Source organism: Aureibacter tunicatorum, assembly GCF_036492635.1.
Lineage (GTDB): Bacteria > Bacteroidota > Bacteroidia > Cytophagales > Cyclobacteriaceae > Aureibacter > Aureibacter tunicatorum.
The window spans coordinates 2,509,251-2,526,637 of sequence record NZ_AP025305.1; the positions used below are offsets into that span (position 1 = coordinate 2,509,251).

A 17,387-nucleotide genomic window follows, 5' to 3' on the forward strand; every position below is an offset into this window, starting at 1 on the left:
CTTTTTTTATTTATTGCAAAGACTGTCCAGCAATTGTTGATTATTGCCTTTTTGCCATGTTTCACAAGCTTTGGCTACATTTCCATTATCATAATAAGCCAAACCAAGGTATTTACTTCCATCTACAATATTTTTATCCATCTTTAAAGATTTATTAATCAGTCTTATAGATTCTTCGTAATTTTTTATTTGGTAATAATAAATCCCTTTATTCCTATAAGCCCAAGCATTCAATGGATCTTCAGAAATACTCTCATTAATAAACTCTTCAGCTTGTTCAGGCTTATTCATTGACAATAATAGAAATCCCTTGTTATTTAAAAAGTAAGCATTTCGAGGTTGCAATGCTAAAGCTTTGTCAATTTCATCCAAAGCGTTTTCGAAATCTTGCTTTTTCTCGTAAATCAAAGAAAGAACATTATAGATATTAGCTTCATCTGGATTTATTTTACGCGCTTGGTCCAGATCTTTAATTGCCAATTCGTATTTATTTTGATAATAATATACTGTGCCTCGATTTGTTAAAGCTTCAGCATCATTCGGGTTTTTGACGATGATTTTATCAAAACTAGATATAGCAGCGTCATAACGTTTCAACTCTGTATTAGCAATTCCCTCTGTCATATAAACTTTGGGTTCATGATGTCCCAAACTTATAAGCACCTTTATATCAGCTAAGCATCTGTAATACTCTTTGACATCTAAAAAAGCAGTCGCACGGTTAAATAAAGCATCCTTGTTATCTGGATTGTTATCGATAATCAACGTGAAATCTTCAATGGCTTTGTATTCTTTTTGATCTTTCAAAAAAGCTATGCCACGGTTATTCAATGCGTCAACATAATTTGGATCAATTTCCAATGACTCATCATAGTAATTAATAGCGTCTTTTAACTGTCCTTCGTTAAGTTTTACATTTCCCTTTAAAAAGAACCGTTCTTTTTTAGTATTGGCATCTTCGCAGCCAAAAAGCATTCCTCCGAATAGTAGTACAATTAGATATTTTTTCATACAAACCTTTGTAATAGTAGCAATCTATCATCAAAGCTAAGCTTAAAAAATAAAAAAAGAACACTAAGATTAAACTTTATCCTTCGATAAATAAATCTCCATTAAATGAAGTGGGGTCGTATAATAAAAATATATGAGGAGTTAGAATTTCCTTAAATGTGAATACAGAATCTCTAAACCTTAGATTGGAAAGAATCATCTTCCTAGATGCGCTTGTATGAGAGCGGCCATGCAATCTATCTATATCATTTCTCCAAACTTTGATCTTTGCTTCCAAATCGCTAATTGTCACATCGACCAAAGGCTGATGATTTTTATAGATTTCGTCTAAATCTCTTTCTATACTTTGCCATTCAGCTGAAGTTCTCTCATAGCCCACATATTTGTTTTTCAATTGAAGCCCTTTGTATTTCAATCGAATAGCAGTAAGCTTCACTTTCTCTTTTTCTGAAAGACTGGATTCAATATCGTTTTTAGAATTAATAACGAAAGGGACAATATTGGTATTAATATAGTGCTTGATATCCAATTCAGCTTTTAATGTTCTGATGGGAGTGTTTTTATATTCTTCTTTTATTTTAACAACACTTTCCCTCGAAAAAAACACCGCGGCCATGCATGTAATCAGAGCCACAATAATGGTAAGAAAAAATGTCTTATTGCTGATTGAGATATTATTGATTCGAAACATAGCCTTAATTCAAACTGTATAATGCTAAAGTTACGACATTTTTATTTTCAGGAGAAAAATAATCTATCAATTGGCGAAAATAGTAGATGAAATGCTTCAAATCGTAAAGCAACTGGTATTAAAGACAAAAGGTGAATTAAAAATACCTTGGTTGAAAGTAATGAATAATGCAAAATACATATATTTGTGTCTGTGATTTTTAACACTATTAATTACTACTGATGTCAGAAAAGAATATTAAAAGATATACTATTACCGCGGCTTTGCCGTATACGAACGGACCTGTTCATATTGGACATTTGGCAGGTGTGTATGTTCCCGCAGATATTTATGCTCGTTACAAGCGCTCTATGGGCGAAGATGTTGCTTTTGTTTGCGGTTCTGATGAACATGGAGTCCCGATTACTATCAGAGCGAAAAAAGACGGGATAACTCCACAACAATTAGTTGACAAATACAATGCTATCATCAGAGATTCGTTCGATCAATTTGGTATTAGCTTTGATATCTATTCTCGCACATCGTCTAAGACTCACCATGACACTGCCTCTGAATTTTTCAAATACATGCATGAAAATGGTGATTTTATAGAGCAAACTACAGAGCAATATTACGACGAAGAAGCTAAGCAATTTCTAGCGGACAGATATATTACGGGCACATGTCCAAAATGTGGAGCAGAAGGTGCTTATGGGGATCAATGCGAAGTTTGCGGTAGTTCGTTAAGCGCTACAGAATTAATCAATCCAAAGTCAGCGTTAAGCGGAGCTGCTCCTGTGCTAAAAGAAACAAAGCACTGGTATTTGCCACTTGATCAATATGAGCCTTGGCTGAAGGATTGGATATTAGAGCAACATAAAAACGATTGGAAATCCAATGTGTACGGACAATGCAAATCATGGTTGGATCAAGGTCTTCAACCTAGAGCTGTAACTAGAGATTTGGATTGGGGAGTACCAGTTCCCGTAGAAGGAGCGGACGGGAAAGTGCTTTATGTATGGTTCGATGCCCCGATAGGATATATATCCGCCACTAAAGATTGGGCAACAAAAGCAGGAAAAGATTGGGAACCGTACTGGAAAAGCAACGACTCAAAATTAGTGCACTTCATAGGCAAAGACAATATTGTATTCCACTGTATTATTTTCCCTTCTATGCTTAAAGCGCATGGTGGATATATCTTGCCGGATAATGTTCCTGCTAACGAGTTCCTGAACTTAGAAGGAAATAAAATTTCCACATCAAGAAATTGGGCCGTGTGGTTGCATGAATACTTGGAAGACCTGCCAAATAAGCAAGATGTTCTTAGATATACATTATGCGCTAATGCCCCGGAAACCAAAGACAATGACTTCACATGGAAAGACTTCCAGCAAAGAAATAACAGCGAGCTTGTTGCTATCTTTGGAAATTTTGTAAACCGCTCGGTGGTTCTTACTCATAAGTATTATAATGGCAAAGTTCCTTCAGTTAATAAACTGGAGCCAATCGATCATGAAGTAATCAGCGCTATCAAAGAATTGCCTGCTAAAATAGGCAAGTCAATTGATTTGTATCGATTCAGAGAGGCTCTTCAATATATGATGGAATTGGCTAGAATCGGAAATAAATATTTGGCTGATACTGAACCTTGGAAATTGATTAAAACAGATGAGGAAAGTGTTGAAACCATTATGAATTTGAGCCTTCAGATTTCAGCCAACCTTTCTATTCTATGCGAGCCATTCTTGCCATTCACTGCTGATAAGCTACGCAGTATGCTTAACATGAACAAAGCTAATTGGAGCGAAGCTGGTTCTATAGAATTATTGGATGAGGGGCATGCTATCAACAAGGCTGAATTATTGTTCGAGAAGCTGGATGACAAATTTGTTGATACTCAAATCCAGAAGCTAGAAGACACAAAAAAAGCAAATGAGTTGGCTCAGAAGACGGTAGAACCTCAAAAAGAAGAAACTACTTTTGATGATTTCATGAAAATGGACATTAGGGTAGGGGAGATATTGGAAGCTGAAAAGCTCAAAAAATCGAAAAAATTGCTAAAATTAACCGTTGATACAGGGATCGATAAGAGAACTATACTTAGTGGAATTGCTCAATATTTCTCCCCTGAAGATGTCATTGGAAAGCAAGTTGTTGTGCTTGCCAACTTGGCTCCTAGGAAAATGATGGGGCATGAATCTCAAGGAATGATATTAATGGCTGAGGATAAAGACGGTTCCTTAACATTTGTCAGTCCATCAGATGCTGTAGCTAATGGAAGTCAAATAAGCTAAAGCTTAATAAAATATATAAATCCAATACTCCTGAAAGATCAACTAAATTTAGTTGATCTTTTTTTATTCTGTGCGAAAAACAAATCGAGTTGAAATATTTAATACGCATATAAATGTACATTATTTAATTAGATCTAAGAAGCATATATATACTCTTTGTAGACTGTATTTTAATTTAAACTTTTTTATAATAAAACTTATTTATATAATTGCTTTGCTGAATTAAATGAAGAAAAGCTGAAAATTTCTTAAATTTCGATTTGATAGTTACAAAAGGAAAAATGAAAAAATATATTGTTGCCATTTTAATGGTTCCGCTAATCAGCATTAAATTATATAGTCAAGACGCGACTATTTCTGAGCAAGACTTGAAGCTATTCGCAGCGATGGAAGATTCTGTTTCACGTTTAAAATCCGAAAAAGCCCATTATTTCAACCAACTCGTAGTAGAAGATTCTTTAATGAATTTTGGTAAAAGATTTTTGGAAATAAAGTCTTCAAATTTATTATCCTCAGAGCTTATTGAACTTGATGTTGAGCCATTAGAACTAGCTGCATATAACGCACTCATGCTCAAATATGAAGAGATCAAAAAACAAATAAAGGCAGTTAAAACCTCATTGATACAAGAAGAATTAGGCGTTGAACTATATAATAGAATTAAACGACAACTGAGAATCAATCCATCTTTCAAAGCCAAATACGAACATGTAATTGATGAAATACGAGATCAAACGATCTAATATTTTTTTAATTGTAAGGTTATCATTACAATTTCGTCCATTAGGGTAAGGTTTTTGAGGATAATCCTCAGAGATGCAATTTTTTAAATCAGATTTATTTTATGCTAGTTAATAAAGTGTCAATAGAGTTGTTCGAACAATTATTAAGTTTGTGCGAATCGTTGGAAGATGATGAATTCACGAGCCCGTTGAACATCATTCACAATGCAACTGTGGGTAAGCATATAAGACATATACTAGAGTTCTATATAGGACTGAAAAATGGACTTGAAAGCGGTGTCGTTTCTTACGATAAAAGATCTCATGATCAAGGCTTGGAAACAAGCAGAGCATTGACATCCACAAAGATTAAAGAGCTTATTGATTTTTATCAATCATTGAGTTCTGATAAAGAAATAGAACTTGAGTTTAGTTACCCTATTTCTAAGATTGATGACAAAAAGATAGCAACGTCAGTCGAAAGAGAAATTGTGTATAACATTGAACATGCAATACACCATATGGCAATTATCAGAATTGCAGTAGAGCAGAATTTCAAAAACGTTGCTTTTGAACCAAGCTTTGGAGTCGCACAATCTACAATAGTTTACAATAATTAATTAAAAAGCGATTAAGGATTATTTCTTTAATCGCTTTTTATTTTTCACGTTCTATTGCACTGGATTATCAATTCTTCCTATGTTTTCAATTTCCACACTGATATGATCTCCAGCCTGCAAAAAACGTCCAGTTGATTGTCCTACACCTTCAGGAGTTCCTGTCAAAATAACTGTGCCTGGCTCAAGAGTAGTATCTGCACTTAGAAATTCAATAATTTCGGGCACGCTGAATATCATATCTTCAGTATTAGATTCTTGAACTTTATTGTCATTCAAAAATGTGCTAAGTTTAAGCTTGTCAGGATTAGAAATGACATCTTTAGTGACTATAGCAGGACCTAAAGGGCAGAAAGTATCAAATGACTTTCCTCTGCACCATTGACTCCCTCCAAATTCCATCTGCCAGTCTCTAGCGCTAACATCATTCGCAATAGTATAGCCTAATACATAATCCAGTGCATTTTCTTGTGTCGCATTAAAACACTTCTTGCCGATCACAATTGCTAACTCGCCTTCATAGTCAACCTTCTCGCTTTTCAGTTGACTAGGCAATCTAATCGGCAAATTAGGATCCTGAATACTGCTATTTTGCTTATAAAATACTACAGGAAATTTAGGGAAAGCCAAACCTAATTCCTCAGCATGTTTTCGATAATTCAAACCTATGCCTATGATATTGGAAGGCTTCAGTGGACTTAGTATTTCTTTAAGCTCTATTTGAGAACCAAGTTCTTTTTTTTCTGAATAAATACTATTCATTATTTCCAGCAAACTGCCATCTGCCTGTAAACAAGCATAACAAACTCGATCTTCTATATCTCTAACTCTTAGGATTCTCATAATATTTCTTTTATTTCGAATTGAAATTAGTCATAATCCAACTCAATTCAAACTATGTTCTTTATTCGGATTATTGGATCATTTCTAGTACCTTTAACGGTCAAAATTGGAAAGAAAAGCTCATTATGCTTGATCCAATTATTATTTTTCGCAATAATGAATTCGCTAACGTTTTCTATACAATAGGCGAAGGAGTTTTATAAATCAAACACCAATATATGTCGGCGTATCAGTCTGCATTGCAATTATTTAAAGAATTAGGAGGAAAGCGAGAAAGAGAAATCGTTAACTACCTATTTGTCCATAAGGAAAGCTCTATAGAAGTAATTAGAGATCTGGCTGAAGGAGATGATCGATTTGTTAATTCTCTAATTGCCAAAAATATTCTTCACCAATCCGGCGAAGTCATCATGCTTGATGAAAGAATTTATCTATTTGTAGAAAAATTTCTTGAAATCAATGAAGACATTGACAATTTCGAAATAGATGAAAGAATCGCAAGCATCAGGCAGAATATAAGACTATTCAAAATCGAAGAATCTTTTCTGGAAAAAGAGAGGCTCATTAATAAATTCAAAAGGTCTATTAATGCTCTAGGAAGAGTTGTCAAAAGAAATGTCATCGACTTAAGTAGACAAGTCCAAAGAGTTTATAAGACGGAAATAAATGTTGATATAAAGCATCATAAAATCCTAGCTCACAATCAAAGAGCTTCCAAGCTTCGACTGCTTATACACGAAATAGAGCAAATGATCGACGAGGAAGGTTTCTTTGAAAATCTTAGAGATTTAGCTTTAAGAAAAATTATCATCGAGCTCAAGTATGATTACCTAAGAGTAGCAAAAGCAAATCTAAGAGAGCTTCATCAAGAAATTATTGATTACCTCAATAAGATTGAATTCCTAACTAATTTTTACAAGAAGATTCATGTCGTAAAAAAGTTTAAGGATCAGTTTGAGCTTGAAGCATATTCCAATGTCAACGATCTTTTTGAAGATGACAAGTCATTGCCCTTTGAGCCAAGGCTTATTATGCCAGCATTGCCATCACTAGATTATCTGGCAACTGATGACGGGTACGATATGATCTTAAAAGTTTCGGAAAAGGTTGAGCATAAGCGAAAAAGCAGAAGCAAAGCTACATCCGCCATAGACAAAGACTTATTGTTGAATATCAAAGAAAAAGAGCAAGTTATTAATTATGGAGCATTGAAAGATAAGTTCCAGTCAGGCAAAAATGATTTATTCACTTTTCTACTTAATGAAAAAAGCACGAAAGAATTAGAGCTTAGCTCTATTGTAAAGATCTTTTGCAAGATCGCATTGCTTTATGAGGATGAGATGAAATTCACTGGACATAACGATGTTCATGAAAATCTAAAGTATGCCATCATTTTTCCCAAGCCTAAGTCCCGTAAAATCAGCAAGTAATGAATGAGAATATACAACCATATTTAGCTCAAATTTTTGAATATTTGAGCAGAGGTAATTTTGTGAATGAAAATAGTTCATCAAAAAGCCAAAGAAAATTATATCAAATCATAAATGAAAATTTCGAGGATGTGCAATTATATTTCGCTCCTCTGAAGTTTGTATTGGAACCTTCTCAAAACAGCAGTTATTATTATTTTTCAAGGCAAGAAAGCCGATACAACTTAGAACAGAAACTTGCCAAGTTCTACGACTACATAGATATCATGGCGTTTTTTGCTGATTTCAATATTTCCATGTCAGAAGGATTTCGATTTAGCGTCAATGAGCTTGAGCAAAAGTGCAAGGTAGACACAAACCTTTCAGACCAGCTAAAAGCAATCATCAAAGAGGAAAACAACATCTTGGATAGAGTGCTCAAGATTGTGAAAATGATGACTGATCGAGGTTTTTTTGAATGTGAAAATGAAGAAAAAAAAGAATATAAAGTACTTTCTTCATATACTTATTTGCAAGATTTAGTACAATTAATTGATATTGAGGTTATTGAAAATGAAAAGCCACTTAAATAGATTAATTTTTATAAATAGTGCTTCAGTGCCTTATGCTGAAGTTGCATTGGATGGAAATATTCACTTTGTAGGTTCTAATGGTTTTGGAAAAACAACCGTATTGAGATCCATATTATTCTTTTATAATCCCACTTCCGACAAGAGAGCTCTTGGAATTAGGGAAGATCAAAAGTCTTTTTCCAATTATTATTTCGAACATGAGAACTCTTATATTCTATATGAAATAGCCAAAGAAAACTTTAAGTTTCATATAGCTGTATATAAAAAAGGCGGAAAACTGCAGTTTAGATTTGTAAATTCTGAATTTGATAAAAACCTCTATATCAAAGAAGATTACACTGCTCGTTCTCACGATGAACTTTGGAAGTATATGGACAATCAACTTGTATCATATACCGATGAACTTGTTCGTTATGCGGATTTGCGAAAAATCATATATGGCTCCAGCAATAATAAAAAATATTTTCAATACAGCCTTTTTCCGTCCGAAGACGGAGCTTTTAAGCGTAATAATGCTAATATACCCCAGCTGATTTCCAATATCTTCAGAACGTCAAAATTAGACTCAAGACACATCAAAAAGTCCATAATCGAAGCTGTATATGAAGAAGATGTCAAGCCAATCGATTTAACCACAATCGAAAGACAATTGGCAAAGTTTAGAAACGATTACAAAGATCTTGAGGCATTTGAAAACAACCAAGAACTTGCCAATGAGATAATCAAGCTTAGCGAGTCTTCTAAAGACTTGGACAAAAGCATGAAAGAAAATGCAAATTTGCTTGGCTTGGGGATTCAAAACGTATCAAAAAAACTTGGAGAGTTAGAAGTAAAGCTTGACACAAACAAAGTCAAAATAAACGACATCGAGAAAAATCAAGCTGAACAGCTTTCCATACATGATCAAAGGAAAGAAGATCTTAATGGTCAAAAGGCCGTTCTGTTGAGAGATTTGAATGAAATCAAACGTTTAAGAGAACATTATGCTAGCTCTAATATATCTGAAGTCATAAAAAGGGTAGACCAAAAACCTTCTTTAAAAATAGAAATCGAACAACTAACTAAGGATATTTCTGATTTCAAAGGCACTCATAAAAATGCTAATAAGCTTTTTGAGACTAAAATAGAAGAAGCTAAATCCAATTTTTCTAAAGTTGAAAATGAATTTCTTAACAAAACAAAAGAATTAGAAGACAAATACAGGGAAATAGCAGAAGCAAAAAAGAACAAATTTCGAGATGAACTGGATCAAAAGCACTTGTCTATACAAGAGGAAATAAAAGAACTTGATGAAGAGTTGGTTTTATTAAAAGAAGAGATTGTTGAAGTTGAGTATCATGCTAAGGATGGACTGAAATCACACCCACTGAGCATAAAAGAAAGGAACTTAAAGCAACAATTGCTCACTCTAAAAAATCAGTCGCAAGATCTAGAAAGCTTGATCAAAAATATTAAGAAAGATTTGAGCCTGCTCAAGGAAAAGTTGGAATTGAAATTAAAATCTCATGAAAACGAATTTGTATACAAGCTAAAATCTTTACAGAATGAGATCAACCTTAATAATGAAAGGCTTCAAGAATGTGATAAAAAACTAAATCAGTTTGATGGATCACTATTGGAATATCTTCAAAATAATGATGCCAATTGGACTGAAAATATTGGCAAGGTTATCAAGGATGAATTGCTTTATCAGCCTAATATCATCATAGACAAATCCAGAGACTCAAGTGAAACAATATTTGGATACAAGTTTGACTTAAGCAAATTAGCTACAGCCAAAAACAGCTACAAAGACTTATTGCATAATCAAGAAAAAATTCAAACAAAAATATCAAGCTCTAAAAGGGATTTCTCAAGGCTTCAAGAGGAGAAAGAAACAAAAAATGATGAAATAAAAAGAGAATTTGAAGCTGAATCTAAAAAGTTGAAGTCTGAATTAGATCAATTTGAGTATAAATTTACTCAGCTTGAATTTGAATTAAAGGAATGTGAACTTGAACATGAAGAAACATCCGCTAAGTTTCTAGAAATCAGAAATCAAAAAGCTGATGAGAACAACTCTAAATTAAACTATTTAAATGAAAAATTTAACTTAGTCACGTCAAATAAAAACAGAAAACTCTTAGAGTTTTCTGTAAAAAAAGACCTTATAAGAGATGAGAATACAAAAATAGAGCAAATTGTTAAATCCGAGAAAGAAACTTCTCTTCTTCCAGTTAATCAAAACTTTGAAGAATACAAAAAACAATTTAATGCTGATTTTCTAAAGTTAGAAGAGCTTAAATCCTCATCGCTGAAGAAGTCAGGCATCGACCCTTCTCTGATAAGGGAGAAAGAAAATCGACTTAGCCAATTGAACAGCCTGCTAAGTCAGATTGAAGGAAAAGAAGAAAAACTGGTCGAACAATATCTTTATGACCAAGATAGGATTTTATCAAAAGGGGATGAGATTGAAGAAAAGTATGATTTTATCATACAAGAATTAGATAAGGAGAAAAAGTCTTTCGCATCTGTAAATTCTGAATACTTATCTTCTATTGATCAGTTGAAGGAAAATCAATATCAATGGCATACGGAAAAAATTGATCTTGAAAATGTCTTGAAAGAAGATATTGATACTTTTAGAAATTTGTCTCATAGTCCATACCATAAGTTTAAGAGCAGAATAGACACTCCCAAAGCTATTAATGAAAATTCAAATATCAATGTAAAGGCCCTGATTAACTCTTTAAACTCTGATTATAGCCATTATAATTTGAATTTATCTACTCTTCAAAAGCGAATGAATAAATTCACTGGGTTGTTTTCTCCAAATAACTTCCTGAATTTTTCATCGTCAAGACAAATGGAGTCGGATCTGGATTTTTTCAGGTTTGTCGAGAACAAATTAAAGCCTTTTGTTGAAAGCAAGTCCATTGAGACAGCAAGAAGTCAAATCGAACAATTGCATGGTGAATTAATCAATGACATAGCTTTGGAAATAAAGGATTTTTCATCCAAAAGCACCGAATTGGAGGAGACCATTTCTCAAATCAATAGCGATTTCACTCAAACGAACTTTGTAGGTGTTGTCAAGTCAATTGAGCTTGATTATCGTCCAAAAGATATCGGCGTTGTTAGTGTATTGAAAAAAATCAAATCATTCACTGAGCAACATAACATAGGCAATCAATTTGATTTCTTTAAAGAGAACGACAACAATAAGATCAATCAAAAATCCGTAAAGCTTCTCTCAGAACTTAAAAACGCGATTGACAAAGAAGGCAAGTTTGTCATTTCACTGGAAGACACTTTTGACATTTGGTTCAAAGTCGCTGAGAACAACAATAATACTGGATGGGTGGAGAAATTATCCAACGTAGGCTCTGAAGGCACTGATGTCTTGGTCAAATCAATGATCTATATAACTTTATTAAATGTATTCAAATTAAACGCTTTCAAGACAAATGACAACTACCAATTGCATTGTATGATCGATGAAGTTGGCAAGCTATCTGACAGGTATTTGAGAGAATTAATTGAATTCACAAACAATAAAAATATTAAATTAATTTTTGGGTCGCCAAATGAAAATGATCCATTAATTTATCAACATGTGTATAAACTGCATCGTGAAAATGATCAAATAATGATAGTTGAATTGATAGGTGAGTCAATTTAATCGTTAAAAAATTCAACAATAAATAAATCTCTTTGTTATTCTAAAAAATGTATCAAATAAATTTAGAGTAATGAAGAGATTTTATGTTAATTTATGTCTGTTGGCAGTGGCAACATTGTCATTATTTTCCTGTAACAAGGATGAAGATGAGCTAAATCAAGGCGAGGCTTCATCATTGTCTACATGCATTCCAGTTTCTGTTTCTTCCTCAGATGGCTCTGTTGTCGACTATATATACGAGGATGGAAAGCTTCAGCAAACCAGCAATTCTATTCCAGGAAATTATCCAGCTTTAGTAAAATTCATTTACGACGGAGATAGATTAGTTGAGAAGAAAATTTTCTCTGGTGTCGTTTTAACTAGCCGGGAAGCTTTTATTTATTCAAACGATGTTCACACAAAAACAGAGTACTATTATTATGTTCCTAAAAGCGCTTTAGAAGAACCTTCTGAAGATGATCAAACAGTCTCAAGGTTAAAAGCTTTCTCTCAAAGTAGAACATCAGAAGATGATGAAATTGTTGAGGTACTTGTATATGTTGAAAATTTGGATAGAGATAGTGATGGAAATGTCATTAAGATCACTTCAATCAATAATTTCACTGAAGAATTACTACAAACAGTAAATTATGAATATGATGAAAGCATGAATGTAAAGAAAGAAACCCTTGAAGATGCAACAGGAAAATTAGTAGTTGAATACAGCTTTGATGATAAATTCCATCCAGACGTAAATCTTTCATTCACAGCATTTATTGGTGTGTTGAATAAAAACAACATAATCTCATCCAAAAGAACGGTCACAAACAAAGCTGATGGCCAAACTTCATCTAATAACTTTGAATACAATATCACTTATAATGAAAATGATTTTCCTGAAAAAATTCAAAATATTGTAATCATTGAATCGGCAGGAGAAAGCGTGAAAGTTCCTGATCTAACATCAGACTACGCATACAATTGCAATAAATAAATTTAAAAAGTAATTTATAAAACAAAAAGCTGGCTATGAAGCCAGCTTTTTTTATATGAACGAACAAGAAGTCTCATTGAAGTGTTGAAGACGTAATTGTGATAATCGCATTGCTTAGAATTAGGTTATTTAAACTTGAAAGGTATGAGGGAAGGATATAAAACAAAATCAACACTATTTTTTATTCTATTTTTCATTTGCGTAAATGCAACATTCATATTAATTAGTCATTACAATACTGAAAAGGTCGATTCATCAGAAATTTTCGCTAAAATATCTAAATCCAAAAAAATTAAAAATCCCTATTTTTTCACGGAGGCAGGTTTAGCTGGATTAGAATTAAACTCAAATCCAAATATTGATGAAAAATCATTAATGGATCATTTTAAAGGCACAACTATTATAGAAAATATAGCGCAAGAAGATTCACCAGCATTTAGATATTTTGATATCGTTGATGATAAGATGGAACATAGCTACTTTAAAATGACTCCAAAAAATAGCGAAAAAGTAGAATTGGTTCTAAGCTATGTTTCAAAAGCAAGCGATATTTACAAAGTTAATATTGGCGCTCCTGTCAAAACAGTAATCACCAAAAGAAAGAATCCTAAACATTATCAAAAAGGAGAATCTCACTATCTACTTTACAAAGGATCTCATATTTTTTATCAGATTTCAAACCCAGAAATTGAACTAGCGTCTTATCAAGGTGATGTGCTAGAAAAAAGTGAAAGTAAAAATTGGTTTGTTATTGGAATAGGATGGTCTAAGGAATTAATAAACGAACCCAATTTTAATTTGGAGTAAATTCCGAAACTATTTGTAAATTTGTTCGTTGCAGAACATACTGCAAAATCAAATCTACTAATTATGGAAATCACCCTGAATAATAAAATCATTGAAAGCTTGAAATGGAGATACGCTGTAAAAAAATTCAGCGATAAAAAATTAACCGAAGAAAAACTTGAAGTGCTTATTGAGTCTTTAAGATTAACTCCTTCAGCATATGGGCTTCAAGGTTGGAAATTTTTAATTATTGAGAATAAGGAAATTCGAGAACAACTTGTAGAACCAGCATTTAATCAAAGACAAGTACTAGAAGCTTCGCATTTGATCGTAATGTGTACTGTTGACAATTATGGTCATGAACATGTGGAAAGTTTCATGTCTGAGGTGGCGGATGCTAGAAACGTATCAATAGACTCACTCGAAGGATACTCCAACATGATAAAAGGAACAATCAATAACCATAGTGATGAATCAAAAGAAACGTGGTTAAGCAAGCAACTTTATATTGCGCTTGGAAATTTGCTAACTACTTGTGCTATTGAAGAAGTGGATTCGTGTCCTATGGAGGGCTTTATTAAGGAAAAGTATGACGATATACTTAACCTAAAGGAAAAAGGTTTGAAATCTCAATTAATTGTTCCTATAGGATATAGAGCTGAAGATGATCCTTACGCTTCGCTTAAAAAAGTAAGAAAAAATCAAGAAGATGTAATTGAATGGATTTAACACCATTTCGCATCATATTTTTTTGTTTTTGTATGCATATATAAAATATTATTTTAATTTTGTCCCCAAACATATAATTTACAAAATAATATTTTATTCCAGTTCAATCGACTATGGAGGAATTAAAGAGAATCATCGAAGAGGCTTGGGAAAACAGAGAGCTTCTTAAAGAGCAGTCTGTTCAAGATACTATCAGAGAAGTAATAGAGCATTTAGATAAAGGTCGTATTAGAGTTGCTGAACCAGCAGGAGATGACTGGCAAGTGAACGAATGGGTAAAAAAAGCAGTGGTATTGTATTTCCCAATACAAAAAATGAAAATCACTGAAGCTGGTCCATTGGAGTTTCATGATAAAATGGAACTTAAGAGAAATTACGATCAACTTGGTGTAAGAGTAGTTCCTCACGCTGTAGCTAGATATGGTGCTTACTTAAGCTCTGGTGTAGTTATGATGCCTTCGTATGTAAATATCGGAGCGTATGTAGACGCTGGAACCATGGTGGATACTTGGGCTACAGTTGGTAGTTGCGCGCAAGTAGGTAAAGATGTTCACTTAAGTGGTGGAGTAGGAGTAGGTGGAGTGCTAGAACCTCTTCAAGCGGCGCCAGTAATTATTGAGGACGGAGCGTTTATCGGCTCAAGATGTATTCTTGTGGAAGGTGTAAGAGTTGGCAAAGAAGCTGTATTAGGCGCTAATGTCACATTGACTGGTAGCACGAAAATCATTGATGTTACAGGAGAAGAGCCTATTGAGTACAGAGGATATGTGCCACCTAGATCAGTAGTAATACCTGGTACTATTACTAAAAAATTCCCAGCTGGTGAATTTCAGGTTCCTGCGGCTTTGATTATCGGCCAGCGTAAAGAAAGCACAGACAAAAAGACGAGTTTAAATGATGCGTTAAGAGAAAATAACGTTTCAGTATAAAATTCTGATAAAATATTCGAAAACCTCCAGGGAATTAATTCCGTTTACATGTCATGAAGCGGTTGGATATTCTTTGGAGGTTTTTATTTCTTTTTATTTTGATATCTTGCGACAGTTCAAAAGAAACTGATTTAGGAAACAGTTATTTTGCGCAAGGAGACTACAAGTCGGCAATTGAGCAATATGAAAAAACGCTTCAATATGATCCAGGAAACCTGTATGCTTTAAATCGAATGGCCGATGCTCAGATGAAGTTGGGTGAAGCTAACAAGTCAATTCAAACTTACAAGAAAATACTGGAAATCGACAGAGAAGATATACATGCCAATATTGCATTAGGCGAGTATTTTTCAAATTTAAATCAATACAATATATCTGAAAATTACCTAAATTCCATTTCAAATAAACGTTTTGCTTTAAGCGGTTGTCAATCCGCATTAATTTACTATTTGCATTCAGTAAATGCTTATAACCTTAAAGATTATAAATTGGCCTTGAAAGATATCAACAGATCAATTAAAAGAAATAAATTAAATCCAAAACTTTACTATTTGAGGTATAAAATTTTTTCAGCGCTAAATGACGAAACTTTAGCGAACAAAGACAGCCTTGCGGCTTACACATTAGGATACAGACAAATTGACCAATTAAATATACAACCATGAAAAAATCTTTTTTAAAAATTGCGACAATTTCCTTCATAGCAATTTTCATGACAACCTTGTCTTTTGCTCAGTCTCATAAATCGTCACACCCTGAAGGGACATTGGTAGTAAAAGGAATAGGAACAGTATCAATTGCTCCGAGCATAGCTGTATTAAGCATTGATATCATTGCTGAAAACAAAGATTATCAAGCATGTATCGAATCTTTGGATAAGAAATCCGAAAACATCAAAAGCACGCTGAAAAAAGCTGGTTTTTCTTCAAAAAGCATCAAAACCTCTGGCTTCAGCATAAACAGGGACATGAAGTACAATTCTCAACTGGGCAAATCAGAATTTATCGGTTTTAAAGCCTCGCACAAAGTTAGTATTAGAATAGACAATAATAACGATGAGATCAATAAAGCTTTCAATGCCATAGCAGGTAGTTTAACCGACGCTGGTTTTTATTTAGGTTTTGATTTAAATGAACAAGAAAAAGAGAAAGCTAAAAACGAAATCATCAAAAATGCAGTTAGTGATGCTAAACAAAAAGCGGAATTGATAGCTAATGCAAGTGGAGTGGAGCTTGATAGAATAATAGACATTAGATATGGAGAACTTAATTTGCAACCTGTTTATCCAAGCTATAAATCAAGAGCTAATGCAATGGTCATGAGCGAAGGAGCTGCCCCGTCTTTGGACTTTGACATTAATGCTTCCGACATCAAGCATCGTGACGAGATCACTATCATTTGGTCGATAAAATAAACAATCCTAACAATGAAAGCCACTTTATAGTGGCTTTTCTAATCATGTGTGCAAATCTCCAGTGTTCTTATTTTTCTTGAACCTAAGCATACAGAACAATCCGTGTCAATATTTTTCTCACCATGACACAAAGAACACTCTACATACCCTTTAGATTCGCAAACTCCACATTTTTGGTACAAACTGCTTCCTAATGGCCCAGTAGTTATAATTATTCCTTCTCCAGAACAAGGTGAACAATACCTCAAGCCTGTGCCTCTACAATAATAGCACGTTGAATTAATTTTGCCATCTTCATCACAGTGAATGCATTCTGTATATTTATATCCGTAAAAATCGCATTTTGAACAGCGCCTGTTTATATTGACTTTTCGATCTATTAATTCTGCTAACTCCAAGGCCTGATCATAATAGTCTCCATTAGTGGATGTCAAGGTAAAGTACTTTTCAATTAAATTCGAAGCATTTTGATACTGTTTAAGCATATATAATGTTTCCGCAAAAAAGTAACATAAATCTCCGGGAATTACTTTTCGAGTGGCTAAAGCTTTTCTAAATAAATAATTAGCTTGTTCATAATTTCCATTGGACATTTCGACCTTAGCGTCTCTAAAATAAATCAACACCTCTTTGTCAATCTGAACTTCCTCTTCAATCTGTGCCTTCACAGGATTTACAAAAAAGAATAATGCAAAAAAAATAAACGAAATAATTCCAATCGATTTTCCCATGC

16 protein-coding genes are annotated in these 17,387 nt (G+C 33.5%); 12 read left to right on the top strand and 4 right to left on the bottom strand.

Going from position 1 to position 17,387, the window contains the following annotated elements:
* Positions 1-6: 6 nt before the first annotated feature.
* Together AABK36_RS10805 and AABK36_RS10810 are read right to left on the bottom strand one after the other, a co-directional pair.
* A complete protein-coding gene (locus tag AABK36_RS10805) occupies positions 7-1,011 on the bottom strand; it encodes a tetratricopeptide repeat protein (RefSeq protein WP_309939093.1) in 1,005 nt (334 codons plus the stop codon).
* Between the two features lie 76 nt (positions 1,012-1,087).
* Positions 1,088-1,702, bottom strand: coding sequence for a hypothetical protein (locus AABK36_RS10810; protein WP_309939092.1), 615 nt, complete (start codon positions 1,700-1,702; stop codon positions 1,088-1,090).
* A gap of 221 nt (positions 1,703-1,923) precedes the next feature.
* Between AABK36_RS10810 and metG the strand changes: the two genes are divergently transcribed.
* The 3 genes from metG to AABK36_RS10825 all read left to right on the top strand — a co-directional run bounded on the left by metG (position 1,924) and on the right by AABK36_RS10825 (position 5,320).
* Positions 1,924-3,978, top strand: coding sequence for a methionine--tRNA ligase (metG, locus tag AABK36_RS10815; RefSeq protein WP_309939091.1), 2,055 nt, complete (start codon positions 1,924-1,926; stop codon positions 3,976-3,978).
* Positions 3,979-4,259: 281 nt separating this feature from the next.
* Entirely contained in the window at positions 4,260-4,721 is a 462-nt protein-coding gene (locus AABK36_RS10820; RefSeq protein WP_309939090.1) for a hypothetical protein, read from the top strand.
* Between the two features lie 101 nt (positions 4,722-4,822).
* Complete coding sequence (locus AABK36_RS10825; protein ID WP_309939089.1) at positions 4,823-5,320, top strand: DinB family protein; 498 nt, start codon at positions 4,823-4,825, stop codon at positions 5,318-5,320.
* A gap of 51 nt (positions 5,321-5,371) precedes the next feature.
* On the opposite strand, the gene AABK36_RS10830 is transcribed toward AABK36_RS10825, so the two are convergent.
* Positions 5,372-6,160, bottom strand: coding sequence for a fumarylacetoacetate hydrolase family protein (locus tag AABK36_RS10830; protein ID WP_309939088.1), 789 nt, complete (start codon positions 6,158-6,160; stop codon positions 5,372-5,374).
* A 218-nt stretch (positions 6,161-6,378) separates the two neighbouring features.
* On the opposite strand from AABK36_RS10830, the gene AABK36_RS10835 reads away from it, so the two are divergent.
* The 9 genes from AABK36_RS10835 (at position 6,379) to AABK36_RS10875 (ending at position 16,654) form a co-directional block, all read left to right on the top strand.
* A complete protein-coding gene (locus AABK36_RS10835) occupies positions 6,379-7,590 on the top strand; it encodes a hypothetical protein (RefSeq protein ID WP_309939087.1) in 1,212 nt (403 codons plus the stop codon).
* A complete protein-coding gene (locus AABK36_RS10840; RefSeq protein WP_309939086.1) occupies positions 7,590-8,162 on the top strand; it encodes a condensin complex protein MksE in 573 nt (190 codons plus the stop codon). The genes AABK36_RS10835 and AABK36_RS10840 overlap by 1 nt, the downstream gene beginning before the upstream one ends.
* The gene (locus tag AABK36_RS10845) at positions 8,143-11,823 is read left to right on the top strand and encodes an ATP-binding protein (RefSeq protein ID WP_309939085.1); all 3,681 of its coding nucleotides are present in this window, start codon (positions 8,143-8,145) and stop codon (positions 11,821-11,823) included. The genes AABK36_RS10840 and AABK36_RS10845 overlap by 20 nt, the downstream gene beginning before the upstream one ends.
* Before the next feature lie 70 nt (positions 11,824-11,893).
* Entirely contained in the window at positions 11,894-12,796 is a 903-nt protein-coding gene (locus AABK36_RS10850) for a hypothetical protein (RefSeq protein ID WP_309939084.1), read from the top strand.
* 144 nt (positions 12,797-12,940) lie between these two features.
* Entirely contained in the window at positions 12,941-13,603 is a 663-nt protein-coding gene (locus tag AABK36_RS10855; protein WP_309939083.1) for a hypothetical protein, read from the top strand.
* Between the two features lie 63 nt (positions 13,604-13,666).
* Positions 13,667-14,311 carry an NAD(P)H-dependent oxidoreductase gene (locus tag AABK36_RS10860; protein WP_309939082.1) on the top strand — a complete coding sequence of 215 codons (645 nt, stop codon included), beginning with the start codon at positions 13,667-13,669 and terminating at the stop codon, positions 14,309-14,311.
* A 113-nt stretch (positions 14,312-14,424) separates the two neighbouring features.
* On the top strand, positions 14,425-15,240 hold the full coding sequence (locus AABK36_RS10865) for a 2,3,4,5-tetrahydropyridine-2,6-dicarboxylate N-succinyltransferase (protein ID WP_309939080.1): 816 nt from the start codon (positions 14,425-14,427) through the stop codon (positions 15,238-15,240).
* A 53-nt stretch (positions 15,241-15,293) separates the two neighbouring features.
* Positions 15,294-15,905 (top strand): tetratricopeptide repeat protein, encoded by a 612-nt coding sequence (locus AABK36_RS10870; protein WP_309939078.1) that lies wholly within the window; start codon positions 15,294-15,296, stop codon positions 15,903-15,905.
* Entirely contained in the window at positions 15,902-16,654 is a 753-nt protein-coding gene (locus AABK36_RS10875) for an SIMPL domain-containing protein (protein WP_309939077.1), read from the top strand. The genes AABK36_RS10870 and AABK36_RS10875 overlap by 4 nt, the downstream gene beginning before the upstream one ends.
* Before the next feature lie 38 nt (positions 16,655-16,692).
* Here AABK36_RS10875 and AABK36_RS10880 read toward each other — a convergent pair whose 3' ends face one another.
* Positions 16,693-17,385 carry a hypothetical protein gene (locus tag AABK36_RS10880; protein ID WP_309939076.1) on the bottom strand — a complete coding sequence of 231 codons (693 nt, stop codon included), beginning with the start codon at positions 17,383-17,385 and terminating at the stop codon, positions 16,693-16,695.
* Positions 17,386-17,387: the final 2 nt, after the last annotated feature.